Source organism: Candidatus Chloroploca mongolica (assembly GCF_004762035.2).
GTDB classification, from domain to species: Bacteria; Chloroflexota; Chloroflexia; order Chloroflexales; family Chloroflexaceae; genus Chloroploca; species Chloroploca mongolica.
On record NZ_SIJK02000002.1, the window covers coordinates 40,346 to 53,546 of the forward strand.

Consider the following 13,201-nt stretch of genomic DNA (forward strand, 5'->3'; position numbering starts at 1 on the left):
AAGAGTGGCCCGTCTGCCAACGCAGACGGGCCGAGGGGCTTTCTAGCGGAAGGGCGGTGAGTAGAGCAACCCACCATCGGTGTAGAGCGCGTTCTGGCCGCGGGGCAGGTTGAACGGCGTCTCGGGTCCAAGGTTGCGGTTGTAGATCTCTTCGTAGTTGCCGACGCTGCTGATGATGCGGGCAGCGAAGTCATTGGGCAGACCAATGCCCTGACCAAGCTCACCCTCGACGCCAAGGAAGCGGCGAATGTCGGGGTTGTCACTGGTCAGGAAGTCGCCAATGTTCTCGGAGGTGATGCCGAATTCCTCAGCCTGAATGGTCGCGAGCACGACCCAGTTGATCGCATCGGCCCACTGCGCATCGCCCTGAAGCACTGACGGGCCAAGCGGCTCCTTCGACATGGTCACGTCGAGGATCTTGTGGTCAGCCGGCACAGCCAGCTTGGTCTGATAGCTCACCAGGCCCGACTTGTCGGTGGTGAAGCCGTCACACTGACCAGCGTCGTAGGCGGCAGCTGTCTGGTCGGCATCCTCAAACACCTGCGGGGTGAAGTTCACACCGATGGCGCGGAAGTTGTCAGCCAGGTTCAACTCGGTGGTCGTGCCACTCTGCACACAGATGGTGGCACCCTCCATGTCCTCAAGGGTCTCGATGCCGCTGTCGATCCGTACCATCATGCCCTGGCCGTCGTAGAAGGTCACGGGGCCAAAGTCAAGGCCGACCGACCCATCGCGGGTCAGCGTCCAGGTCGTGTTGCGGATCAGCACGTCGACCTCACCCGTCTGCACCGCAGTGAACCGCTCCTGGGCGGTCAATGGGCGGAACTGAACGGCGGTGGGATCATCAAAGAGAGCGGCGGCCGTAGCGCGGCAGAAGTCAACATCGAAGCCGCTGAACTCGCCAGCGCTATCAACGTTGCCAAAGCCGGGCAATACCTGGTTGACGCCACAGATCAACTCGCCACGGGTAAGAATGGTCTGGATGCGCCCACCAGGCGTCGGCTGCTGGGTCTCACCGCCAGCGGGCGGGGCCGTGGTCGCGGGCGGGGCTTCGGTTGCTGTGGGCGCCGCTGTATCAGCGGGGGCTGCCGGAGCTACCGTATCGGCGGGAGCGGGCGAGGCCGGGGCCTGGGGAGTTTGTCCACCACACGCTGCCAGAATCATGGCAAGCGCACCGACGAGAACGATCAGAAGCTGTCGTTTCATTTGGTCTCCTGTCCCTTACATATGCTCTACGCGGTGTTCAGGTGTTGAAACTGTATCAACGCTCCATCACCGCAACGAACCCAATGGGATGACTTCAGCAAACAAGGCTGATAAAGTGGCGCTCGCGGCCAGGGTATCTTGTGAATTTGTTACACTGGAATTGAACGCAATTGTACCATAAACCGGGGCAATGTTGCAACAGTACAAATGGTGCTGGTCGGTTGAGCGCCGTAGGCGCTCAACCGACCAGCGTGAGCAAAATGCCTGGCGGGGCAACCCTATGCGCATCAACACGAGGGCTGTTGCCCTCGCGTTGATGCAGTACAATAATCTTGACGGTCTCGTCATTAATGTAAGGATGAAGAAAAATGATACCGCTTCTTCGTCATGCGTGGCAACGGTGTATTGCCCGTGGGCAGGGCGTGGATCAACCCCTGACTAGGCAAGAGGCGCTGGATGCGCACCAACAGCAGCTGTTGGCCCTGGCGCGTTCCTCGATTGAGGATTTGTACCAGTTGATCGAGCGCCCCGGGTTTGCGGTGTTGCTCGCTGATGCGTCAGCTTGTGTTGTTGATCTTTCCGGTGATCCCGCGTTGCTTGAGCTGGCGTTGCAGTGTGGCGTGCGCCCACTTGTCCAGTTAGAAGAAACGGTCGCAGGCACAAATGCGGTCGATCTGGCACTGCGTGAGGCGCAACCGCTCTGGACGGTGGGCGAGGAGCATTATCATCTGCAGTTGCGCCCCCTTGCCTTCGCCGCCGCTCCTTTCTTTCGTGCCGAGGGCGATCCTGTGGGGGTAATCGCGCTCTTGATGGGCGCCCCGGATGCGCATCCCTATGCGCTGGGCATGGCGATTGCGACTGCGCAGGCCTTGCAGAATCAGTTGAGGGCTGAACAGTTGCTCGCTGAGGCCAATGATCAATTGGCCGAACTCTATGCGGCGCTCGAGGCGATGAGTGAGGGGGTGATCTTTGTTGGCCCCCATGAAGAGATCCGTCGCATCAATAGCCACGCCGCCGGTCTGCTGGGGGTGAGTGTGCGGAGTGTGGCCGGACGTCCGTTTGTGACGGTGCTGAGTCCGCCACCGCTTGTCTATCAGGCCTTGCAGGAACGGAGTGAACTTGTCGAGCAAGAGGTGCTCTGGCCGGTGCGTAAGGGGGTCAGCGGTCTGGTCTGCGCGTTGCGTCCTGTGCATGATTATGGCGGGCGTTACCTGGGGGCGCTGGTGACGCTGCGCCCCACGCAGAGTCTGCATCGCCTCGTGCATCGGGTCGTCGGGGCTGAGGCACGCTTTACCTTTCGCGATATCATTGGGCAGAGTCCGGCGATGTTGGCAACGTTGCATCAGGCGCATCTGGCGGCGAATGGCTCGGGGAGCATTTTGCTCCGTGGTGAGGCGGGCGTTGGCAAAGAGGTGCTTGCGCAGGCGATCCACAATGCGAGTTCACGTGCCGATGGGCCATTTGTGGGCTTGAATTGTGCTGCGGTGCCACGGCCGCTGCTCGCTGGTGAATTGTTTGGCGTCGAGGGCGATCCGCTTGATGTCCGCCATCAGGGCCGTCCCGGTAAAATCGAACTCGCCCAGGGGGGGGTGCTCTATCTGGAAGATGTTGAGGCCCTGCCGATGGAGTTGCAGACGGGCCTGCTGCGGGCGATTGAGATGCGACGCATGATGCGCAGCGGCAGTGTCCGGGTGGTGCCGATTGATGTGCGCATTATTGCAACGGCTGGCAGTGATCTCGAACGCCATGTCTATGAAGGGCGCTTTCGTGCCGATCTGCTGGCGCGTCTGTCTACCCTGGAAGTGGTAATCCCTCCGCTACGCGAACGCGGTGATGATCTGCTGTTACTGGTGACGCATCTGCTGGGGTTGCTTGGTGAGCGCCTGGGGCGGCAGGTGGCGCTCGAACCCGAGGCGTTGCAGGCGTTGCAGGTCTATCCCTGGCCTGGCAATGTGCGCGAGCTTGAATTGGTGCTTGAACGTGCGCTGTCGAGTAGCGAGAAGAGTGTGCTGACCCTTGATGATCTGCCGCCAGGCATTGCGCGAGGGGCCGTGCCCCTCGACATTCCGCCGATCGCACGGCTTGAGGAACATAACCGCTTTAGCGAGCGTGATGCTATTCTGCGGGCCGGACGTCAGGCCAGCGGCCATCTCGGACGTACCGCAGCACTGCTTGGTATCAGTCGGGCGACGCTCTGGCGCAAAATGACCCGCTATGGCCTCGCCCGTGATGATTTCTGGACAGGCTTTGTGAAATAAAGTGCAACATGTTGTTGCAATAATGAAACGATTTTCAGGATAACTACACTGTGCACATGCTTGACGTTGCTAGTGCCAATCTGCTATGCTTGCCTCTGTCAGGCACATCCTGGTACATCAAAGCTGGCTATCTCTTGCAACTCAACGACGAGCGGCATCTTCTCCTGCTTCTCAGCAACACCCTCTCTGCACAGAGAGGATAGTTGCAATGATTTTCCTTCCGCTTGTCTCGTTGCACGAACGTGCGAGTGACCTTTTCTGCGTCACCGATCAGTGTGATCGGAGCTAGCTTTGCGATACCCAAAAAGCTGTCAACTGCATGTCCGAGAGGGGGTGAAAATCCACTGGTCGTAGGTTGACCGTGATGGTCACCGTGTGGCGTGTCGGCCTTGCCAGGGCAATGCATTGCTTTGCTCGGCGCTGTCTTGTATCAACGATGATTCGCACAGTCGCTGGTTTTCGTGTTTCATAGAAGAAGGACAGAACCTATGCCCTCCTCGTTTGTGGGTGAACTCTTTGGGACAATGATCCTGGTTTTGCTCGGCAACGGTGTGGTTGCGAACGTGGTCTTGACCCAGACCAAAGGCAATAGTGCTGGCTGGATTGTGATTACTGCTGGCTGGGCTTTTGCTGTTATGTCCGGTGTCTTTACCGCTGCTGCGCTTGGTAGCCCCGGGGCTGATCTGAACCCTGCTGTCACGATTGCTGTGATGGTGCGTGGCGGGTACGATGTAATGACTGGCCTGCTGCACATGGTCGCACAGGTGATTGGTGCCATCATTGGGGCGACGCTGGTCTGGGTGGCCTATCTGCCGCACTGGGCGGTGACCAAAGATCCAGGTTCCAAGTTGGCTTGTTTTAGCACGGGGCCAGCGATTCGCAACCCCGGCATGAATGTCGTCACTGAAGTCATTGGCACGTTTGTCCTCGTTTTTGTGATTTTTGCGATCTTCAGCGCCAACGGTGCAACGGCCGGTTCGCCTGCTTCAGGTGTTGGCCCGTATCTTGTGGCTGCGCTTGTGTGGGGCATTGGCCTCTCGCTTGGTGGTCCGACGGGATACGCGATTAACCCGGCGCGTGACTTGGGTCCGCGCATTGCTCATGCGATCCTGCCGATTGCTGGCAAGGGCGACTCGGATTGGGCCTATTCATGGGTGCCTGTGGTTGGCCCGCTGATTGGTGGGGTGATTGCCGCTGTGCTGGCGATGGCGTTGGGAATGTAACGACGTTGCAAGAGGAGATCTTCAATGAAGAAGTTGATCAATGCACCTGAGCAGGTGGTCAAAGAGGCGCTGGCAGGCATGGCCGATGCCCATGCCGATCTGCTGAAGGTGCATTACGACCCTGACATCATTGTGCGCGCTGATGCGCCGGTTGCGAATAAGGTTGGGCTGGTGTCGGGTGGTGGTTCGGGCCACGAGCCTATGCACGGTGGTTTTGTGGGCAAGGGGATGCTTGATGCCGCATGCCCCGGTGCGGTCTTTACCTCGCCGGTGCCCGATCAGATGCTCGCGGCAACCAAGGCGGTCAGTGCGGGCAAGGGTGTCCTGCATATTGTCAAGAACTATACCGGCGACGTGATGAACTTCGAGATGGCCGCTGAACTGGCGGCAGCCGAGGGCATTGAGGTTGCCAGTGTGGTGACGAATGATGATGTGGCAGTCAAAGATAGTCTCTATACCGCAGGACGGCGTGGGGTTGGCGTGACGGTGCTAATGGAGAAGATTGTCGGTGGTGCGGCCGAGGCCGGGGCCGATCTGGCCGAGGTCAAACGCCTTGCCGAGAAGGTCAACGCCCACGGGCGTAGCATGGGCATGGCGCTTACGAGTTGCGTAGTGCCTCACGCTGGCAAGCCAACCTTCGATCTGCCCGACGATGAGATGGAGATTGGCATTGGCATTCACGGTGAGCCAGGTCGTACGCGGGTGAAAGTGGGCCATGCCGCCGATATCGCCGCGATGCTGGCCGGGCCGATTCTTGAGGATCTGCCGTTCAAGCAAGGCGACCATGTGCTGGCGTTTGTCAATGGCATGGGTGGCACGCCGCTGATCGAGCTCTATCTGATGTATAACGAGTTGAATAAGATCCTGACAAGCCACGGAATCACGATAAGCCGCAGGCTCATAGGGAGCTATATCACCTCGCTTGAGATGGCCGGCTGCTCGTTTACTTTGCTCAAGCTGGATGATGAGTTAACGAAATTCTGGGATGCCCCCGTGTTGACTCCTGCCCTCCGTTGGGGATGTTAACGCCAGCATTCGTCGGGCCACAACAACTGTAATGTAGAGGTAGCCATGCAGATCACAGCCGATCACGTCATCAAGTTCATCGAAACGATTACCATGCGCGTGAAAGAACAACGCGACTATCTCACCCAACTCGACTCGGCGATTGGTGATGCCGATCATGGTGTAAACCTTGATCGCGGTTTTACGACCGTGTTGACGAAGTTGCCGAGTGTCGCGGATAAGGATATTGGGACGATCCTCAAGACCGTTGGCACGACGCTGGTCTCGACGGTGGGAGGGGCGAGTGGCCCGCTCTATGGGACGGCGTTTCTGCGTGCAGGCATGGCTTCGGCTGATCGCTTCGAGTTGAGCGTGGATGATCTCGCGGTTGTCGTCGAGGCGGCGCTTGAGGGTATTCAGGCGCGTGGCAAGTCGACACGGGGTGAAAAGACGATGATTGATGCGATCGGGCCGGCGGTTGATGCGCTGAAAGCGGCACGCGCTGCTGGTGATGATCTGCTGACGTCGTTGCGCAAGGCTGTCGCGGCCTGTCAGGCCGGGATGGAGGCGACCATTCCGATGCTCGCCACCAAGGGTCGTGCGTCGTACCTCGGCGAGCGCTCGATCGGGCATCAAGACCCCGGGGCAACCTCGGCGTTTCTGATGGCCCAGGCGCTTCTTGAGGTGCTGGAAGCTTCACAATAGTATGCAGAGGAGGGCGTGCAGGGGTCGTCGCTACGGCTGAAGGCACCTGCTGCCCTCCCTAATTACAAACTGGTCTGGCTTTGTGTGGCCAGACGATAGACAAAGGAGTCTTTTCGTATGACAAAGTATGTCGCTGCAATTGACCAGGGGACGACGAGTACGCGGTGTATGATCTTTACGTACGATGGCAAGGTCGTGAATGTCGATCAGCGTGAGCATACGCAGATCTTTCCGCAGCCCGGTTGGGTTGAGCACGATCCTGATGAGATCTGGCAGCGCACGCAGGGCGTGATTATTGGGGTGCTCGAGAAGGCCTCGCTAGCGGCGAGCGATCTTGCTGCCGTTGGCATTACCAATCAGCGTGAGACGACGGTGGTCTGGAATCGCAAGACGGGCAAGCCAGTCTACAATGCGATCGTCTGGCAGGATACCCGTACCGATCAACTGGTCAATCTGTTTGCGAAGGATGGCGGCCAGAATCGTTTCCGGGCGAAGGTTGGGCTGCCCCTGGCAACCTATTTTTCGGGTCCGAAGATCCGCTGGATCCTTGACAATGTTGAGGGTGCCCGCGCTGCCGCCGAAGCCGGCGAGCTCGCTTTTGGCAATATTGATACCTGGGTAGCATGGAATCTCACCGGCGGGGTCGAGGGCGGTCTCCATATTACCGATGTCTCGAATGCGTCGCGAACCATGTTGATGAACATGGAGACGCTCGATTGGGACGATGAGATCCTCGGGATTATGGGTGTTCCACGCTCGATGCTCCCGCAGATCCGGTCGTCCAGCGAGGTCTATGGTGATTGCCGAGGCGTGCTCAGTGGGGTGCCACTGGCGGGTATTCTCGGTGACCAGCAGGCGGCGACGGTGGGCCAGGCCTGCTATAGCCCCGGCGAAGCCAAGAATACGTATGGTACCGGCAACTTTATGTTGCTCAATACCGGCACGAGTCTTGTTCACTCCAAGAGTGGTCTGTTGACGACGCCAGCCTATAAGTTTGGCAATGAGCCAGCGATCTGGGCGCTTGAGGGTTCGATTGCGGTCACGGGCTCGCTTGTGCAGTGGATGCGCGATAACCTTGGGATGATCAATACCGCCCCCGATGTCGAAAATCTGGCACGTACCGTCAAAGACAATGGCGGTATGTATATTGTGCCAGCCTTCTCGGGGCTCTTTGCCCCCTACTGGCGCTCGGATGCCCGTGGCGTCATGGTTGGTCTGACCCGCTTTATCAACAAGGGCCATATCGCCCGGGCCGTGCTCGAGTCGACGGCCTATCAGACCCGCGAAGTCCTTGATGCGATGGAGAAGGACTCGGGTGTGACGCTCAAGGAACTGAAGGTTGACGGTGGCATGGTCTACAACAATCTGTTGATGCAGTTCCAGGCCGATATCCTCGGCGTGCCGGTCGTGCGCCCGATGGTCGCCGAGACGACGGCGCTCGGGGCGGCGTATGCGGCTGGCCTCGCGACGGGCTATTGGAAGAATACCGATGAGATGCGGGCCAACTGGGGCATGGATAAGCGTTGGGAACCCCAGATGGGCACCGATCAGCGTGATACGCTCTTTGCACAGTGGAAGAAGGCCGTAACCCGTACCTTCGACTGGATCGAGTAAGCAGGTGCGTGGGGTGCGCCAGGTGTGCCTGGCGTACCCCATGCTGATCGCGCCGGAGGGTGGGGCGCAAGCCTCTTTTTCCAGAACGCCAGGAAAAACGTATGCGAACGATTGAGACTGATGTGCTGGTGATCGGTGGCGGGGCAACAGGAACAGGGTGTGCGCGTGACCTGGCGATGCGTGGTATGCGGACGATCCTGGTTGAGAAGGGTGATTTGACCCACGGAACGACCGGACGCTACCACGGTCTGCTCCATTCGGGTGGACGTTATGTCACGAAAGATCCCCAGTCTGCGACCGAGTGTGCCCGCGAAAATGTTGTGTTGCGCAAAATTATGCCTCATTGTCTTGAGGACACCTCTGGCTTTTTTGTGACGACCCCCTGGGATGACCCGGCGTATGGCGATGTGTTTGTGAAAAATTGCCGCCTCACCGGTGTCCCCGTGCAAGAGATTTCGGTTCAAGCGATGTTGCGCCGCGAGCCGGTGCTCAATCCACGAATTTCGCGTGTCTTTGAGGTGATGGATGGTTCGGCTGACTCGTTTCTTGCCACCCGCTCAACGGCATTGTCGGCAGAGGAGTATGGCGCTCAGATCTGGACCTATCACCATGTGGTCGATCTGGTACGCGAGGGTGATCGCGTGACCGGGGCGGTCGTGGAGGATCTGCGCAACGGCGAGCGGATTGGCATTCTGTGCGCATGTGTGCTCAATGCAGCCGGGGCGTGGGCCGGCAAGATTGCCTCCATGGCCGGCGTGACGGTGACGGTGCTGCCGGGCAAGGGGACGATGGTGGCAATGAACCATCGTATGCTCAATACGGTGGTCAATCGGTGCAAATTGCCCGACGATGGCGACATCATTGTGCCGATCCATACCGTGGCGGTGATCGGGACGACTGATGTGCATGTGCCTGATCCCGATGTCTATGGCATCGAGCCTGATGAGATCCAGTTTATGCTTGCTGAGGGTGACAAACTGATCCCCGGTTTTAGCCAGTACCGGGCGTTGCGCGCATGGGCCGGCGTGCGGCCCCTCTACAAAGACCGCGATGTAGCCAACGATCGCGATATCCCACGCACCTTCAAATTGCTCGATCATGCCGAGCGCGACGGCGTCGAGGGGATGCTCTCGATTGTTGGCGGCAAATGGACAACCTATCGCCTGATGGCGGAAGAGTCGGTTGATGCGCTTGCAAAACGCCTGGGCAATACGCGACCCTGTCGTACCGCCGAGGAGCCGCTGCCGCTGCCGCCGACTGAACATCAGACGACCTTTCGCCCGCCGGTACGCACGACTGGCCCCGGGGCGAGCGTTGCCGCCGAGGTTGAAGCACTGCAGCACGCCCCGCTCTACTGGCTGGGCAAGCACCTGGCCGAGGTCGAGCGCGAGCAGAGTTTTGCCGATCTGATCTGTGAATGCGAAATGGCCTCGCGGTCGCGGGTGCTGGCGGCAATTGATGCCGGGGCCAAGAATCTTGATGATATTCGCCGCGATGTACGGATGGGCATGGGGCCGTGCCAGGGTGGCTGGTGCATCTATCGTACGACAGCGCTGCTCTTTGAGCGCCGTGGTCAGGATGGGCTCAGTCAAGCCAACAGCAATGATGCCCTGTTGCACTTCTTGCAGGCGCGGTGGAAAGGCCTGGTGCCGGTGCTCTGGGGGGATCAGTTGCGGCAGGCGCGCCTCGATGAATTGATCTACGTTGGCGTGCTCGGGGCGGATCGGCTGCGCCCGATCGCCGAGCAGGGCGGTGGCCTAGTGACCGATAATCCCGCAGTCGCAACCGAGTATGTGAAGGCGTAGTGCTATGAACTATGAGACGATCGTAATTGGGGCGGGCCTCGCTGGAATGCTGGCTGCCCTCGTGCGGGCCGAACGCGGCGAGCGGGTGATGATGCTTGCCAAAGGGCATGGAAGCACCCACTGGGCGGCTGGATGCCTTGATCTGCTCGCCGATGCTGATGATCCGCTTGGGGCCATTAATCAACTGGTGCAAGCCAGGCCTGCACACCCCTATGCCCTGGCCGGTGTAGCTGCGCTCGAGCAGGCCCTCGCACGGGTACGCGGTGTGGCCGAGGCTGCCGGGTATCCGCTGGTCGGCAATGCCGGACGGAACCTCTTGATGCCGACGGCGCTAGGTGCGTTGCGTCCGACCGCATTTGTGCCCGCAACCATGGTCAACGGCGAAGCGCGCCAACTCGGCGATGGCCGTCCAATCTTGATTGCCGGCCTGCACGAGCTTCGTGATTTTTTTCCGCCCTTGATTGCGGCGAACCTGCGTGCCCAGGGCTACGCCGCCGAGGGCGTCTATCTTGAGTTGCCTCCGGTGGAACGTTCACACGACTTTAACCCGGTGGTGATGGCGCGTCTCTTTGAGCGCCCGGCGTTTCGGGCTGAGATCGGGCGGCAACTGGCGACCCTGGTGCGCAAGGGTGGCTATGCCCGCGTCGGCTTGCCGGCGGTGCTCGGGTTGTACAACGCCGTCGAGGTAGTCCGCGAATTGCAAGCGCTCACTGGAGCGCTGATCTTTGAAATTCCAACCTTGCCAACCTCGGTGCCGGGGATGCGGCTCTTCCATGCCTTTGAGCAGGCGTTGACGAAGGCCGGTGCGCGCATCCAGATCGGTGGCTGGGTTTTACGTGGTGAAGGCTCAGGTTCACATCTTCACGCTGTCTTCAGCGAAGCGGCGTCGCGTGAACAGCGCCATATGGCGCGTCGGTGGGTGCTGGCAACCGGCGGCATCATGGGCGGTGGTCTGCGGGCGGAACATACCGGGGTGATCAGCGAAACGGCCCTCGGTTTGCCGGTGCGGACTCCCTCGGGCCGTAGCGATTGGTTCCAGGCCCGTTTTCTCGATGAAGCAGGGCACCCAGTCTTCCGTGCGGGGATTGCCGTTGATGCACAATTGCGCCCGCTTGATGCGGCTGACCAGATTGTCTATACCAATGTTGCCGTGGTGGGGTCGGCGCTGGCTGACTGTGACCCTATTCGGGAAGGCTGCCTTGAAGGCATTGCGCTTGCCACTGGTTTTGCCGCCGGGCAACTGTGAGACGTCGGATTTTGGATGGATCATGGAGTGTCTGGGGCACGTGCGTCATTGACGCACCTTCCCGACATGGCAATGAAAGCTCATAGATAGGCGTACGCAATGGATCATATTGAACTCTCTCTTACGCAGTCGCTCGATCACTGCATCAAATGCAATATCTGCACTTCGGCATGTCCTGTGGCTGCGGTCACGGATGCCTTTCCGGGGCCAAAGTATGTTGGCCCGCAGGCCCAGCGGTTTCGCCACGAGGGACAGCCGGTGCCCGATGCTTCGGTCGATTACTGCTCAGGTTGCCGCGTGTGCAATCAAGTCTGCCCCACGGGGGTCAAGATTGCCGAGTTAAATGCACGGGCGCGAGCGCAGATCGTTGCTGAACGTGGTTTGCCTTTGCGCAACTGGCTGGTGGCGCGGGCGGGACTGGTCGGAAGAATGAGTTGTGGGCCGCATGCGCCGCTGCTCAATTTCGGCCTCAGATTATCACCAGCGCGCTGGGCCGTCGAGAAGGTGATTGGCATTCATCGCAAAGCCCCGCTGCCGGCGTCGAGCACCTACACCTTCCGTGCGTGGTTCCGCAAGCATCGCGCCCCGGCGACGGCGCGGCGTCAGGTTGCCTTCTTCCATGGCTGTGCAACCAATTTCTATGAGCCGCATGTTGGCAAAGCAGCCATCGCCGTGCTCGAGCACAACGGCTTCGAGGTATTGCTGCCGAAACAGCAGTGCTGTGGCCTGCCCCTGATCTCGAATGGAGACTTCAAGGCGGCCACTAGCGCCCACGAAGCCAATGTTCAGGCCCTGGTAAGCTATGCCCGCCAGGGAATCCCGATTGTCGGCACGAGCACCAGTTGTACGCTGACCCTCAAAGAAGAGGCCCCCGAGATTCTGGCGTTGCACAGCGAAGATGTCCAGGCCGTCGCGGCGGGAACCTACGACATCTTTGAGTTCCTGCGTAGCCTGGCCGAACGGGGCGAATTGAAGACGGACTTTCGCCCAATCGAACGGCATCTGCCCTATCACCAGCCGTGCCAGTACCGGGCGCATCGCCTCGGCAGCCCCGCGATGGATGTCCTGAGCCTCATCCCTGGTCTGGTGCTCGAAGAGAGTCATGCCGAGTGCTGCGGCATTGCCGGAACCTACGGCTTGAAGAAAGAGAAGTATCAGATTGGCATGGACGTAGGCGCGAAGCTCTTTGACATGGTCAAACGCTCTGGCTCCGATCTGGCGCTTTGTGACAGTGAGACCTGCCGCTGGCAGATTACCCACGCTACCGGAGTTACCAGCAAACACCCGATTGAAATCCTCGCCGAAGCATATGGTCTTGAACTATGATTGGCTTGCTTATTATCTCACACAGTGCCGCGATCGCCCAGGGGGTCAAAGAACTTGCCGGGCAGATGGCGCAGGGCAAGGTGCCGATTGCCGCCGCTGGCGGTACGCACGACGGTCAGCTTGGAACATCGGTTGATCTCATCAACGCGGCGCTCGAGACGCTTCAGGGCACGGATGGGGTGCTTGCCCTGGTGGATATGGGTAGCGCCGTGATGAGCGCCGAGATCAGCCTTGAAATGAGTGGTCTGCCGTTTCTCTTGAGTGGTGCGCCGCTCGTTGAAGGAGCGCTGATGGCGGCAGTGGAAGCCTTGCATCCCGGTGCCAATCTGGCGCGCGTGGCGACGGCAGCGATGCGGGCGCTCGAGTCGAAGAATATCCCTGAGCATACGCCTGCGTTGGTGCCCGCAAAGGCAACCGTAGCGGAGCCTGAGCCGGCCACGAACAGCGCCGAAACGACCCTCATTGTGCACCATATGCACGGTCTGCACATGCGTCCAGCAGCCAGTTTTGTGCAACAGGCGGCCAAGTTTACCAGCACCGTGCGGGTGCGCAACCTCGACCGCCCCGAGCGACCTGAAGGCAATGCCAAAGCAATGCTCGATATTATGAAGATCGGCGTCTCGACCAACCAGCGCCTCTACATCCGTGCCGAAGGCGACGACGCTGCCGAAGCGATTGCCGCCTTGACCCGCCTGGTTGAAGGGAATTTTGGCGAGGCGTAGCAATTTTGACGCAAAGGCGCAGAGGCGCGAAGGTTTGATGGAGCGCTATACGCATCTTTGCGCCTTAGAGGCTGTCTGAAAAGGGGGTGAA

General features: G+C 59.6%; 10 protein-coding genes. 9 read left to right on the top strand and 1 reads right to left on the bottom strand.

Annotation, left to right across the window (positions count from 1 at the left end; all coding sequences use genetic code 11):
• Positions 1–42: 42 nt before the first annotated feature.
• Positions 43–1,206: an amino acid ABC transporter substrate-binding protein gene (locus EYB53_RS01655; RefSeq protein WP_135476072.1), complete on the bottom strand. Its 1,164-nt coding sequence runs from the start codon at positions 1,204–1,206 to the stop codon at positions 43–45.
• 368 nt (positions 1,207–1,574) lie between these two features.
• Here EYB53_RS01655 and EYB53_RS01660 point away from each other — a divergent pair, with 368 nt between their 5' ends.
• The 9 genes from EYB53_RS01660 to dhaM all read left to right on the top strand — a co-directional run bounded on the left by EYB53_RS01660 (position 1,575) and on the right by dhaM (position 13,110).
• Entirely contained in the window at positions 1,575–3,464 is a 1,890-nt protein-coding gene (locus tag EYB53_RS01660) for a sigma-54-dependent Fis family transcriptional regulator (protein WP_135476075.1), read from the top strand.
• A gap of 488 nt (positions 3,465–3,952) precedes the next feature.
• Positions 3,953–4,687, top strand: a complete 735-nt coding sequence (locus tag EYB53_RS01665; RefSeq protein WP_135476077.1) for an MIP/aquaporin family protein — start codon at positions 3,953–3,955, stop codon at positions 4,685–4,687.
• 24 nt (positions 4,688–4,711) lie between these two features.
• The gene (dhaK, locus tag EYB53_RS01670; protein ID WP_135476079.1) at positions 4,712–5,713 is read left to right on the top strand and encodes a dihydroxyacetone kinase subunit DhaK; all 1,002 of its coding nucleotides are present in this window, start codon (positions 4,712–4,714) and stop codon (positions 5,711–5,713) included.
• Positions 5,714–5,758: 45 nt separating this feature from the next.
• The gene (dhaL, locus tag EYB53_RS01675) at positions 5,759–6,397 is read left to right on the top strand and encodes a dihydroxyacetone kinase subunit DhaL (RefSeq protein ID WP_135476081.1); all 639 of its coding nucleotides are present in this window, start codon (positions 5,759–5,761) and stop codon (positions 6,395–6,397) included.
• A gap of 117 nt (positions 6,398–6,514) precedes the next feature.
• Positions 6,515–8,011 (top strand): glycerol kinase GlpK, encoded by a 1,497-nt coding sequence (gene glpK / locus EYB53_RS01680; RefSeq protein WP_135476083.1) that lies wholly within the window; start codon positions 6,515–6,517, stop codon positions 8,009–8,011.
• A 101-nt stretch (positions 8,012–8,112) separates the two neighbouring features.
• Positions 8,113–9,816: an anaerobic glycerol-3-phosphate dehydrogenase subunit GlpA gene (gene glpA, locus EYB53_RS01685; protein WP_135476085.1), complete on the top strand. Its 1,704-nt coding sequence runs from the start codon at positions 8,113–8,115 to the stop codon at positions 9,814–9,816.
• Between the two features lie 4 nt (positions 9,817–9,820).
• Entirely contained in the window at positions 9,821–11,062 is a 1,242-nt protein-coding gene (gene glpB / locus EYB53_RS01690; protein WP_135476087.1) for a glycerol-3-phosphate dehydrogenase subunit GlpB, read from the top strand.
• A gap of 99 nt (positions 11,063–11,161) precedes the next feature.
• On the top strand, positions 11,162–12,388 hold the full coding sequence (locus EYB53_RS01695; protein WP_135476089.1) for an anaerobic glycerol-3-phosphate dehydrogenase subunit C: 1,227 nt from the start codon (positions 11,162–11,164) through the stop codon (positions 12,386–12,388).
• Positions 12,385–13,110, top strand: a complete 726-nt coding sequence (dhaM, locus tag EYB53_RS01700; RefSeq protein WP_135476091.1) for a dihydroxyacetone kinase phosphoryl donor subunit DhaM — start codon at positions 12,385–12,387, stop codon at positions 13,108–13,110. Before EYB53_RS01695 ends, dhaM begins: the two co-directional genes overlap by 4 nt.
• The last annotated feature ends 91 nt before the right edge of the window (positions 13,111–13,201 follow it).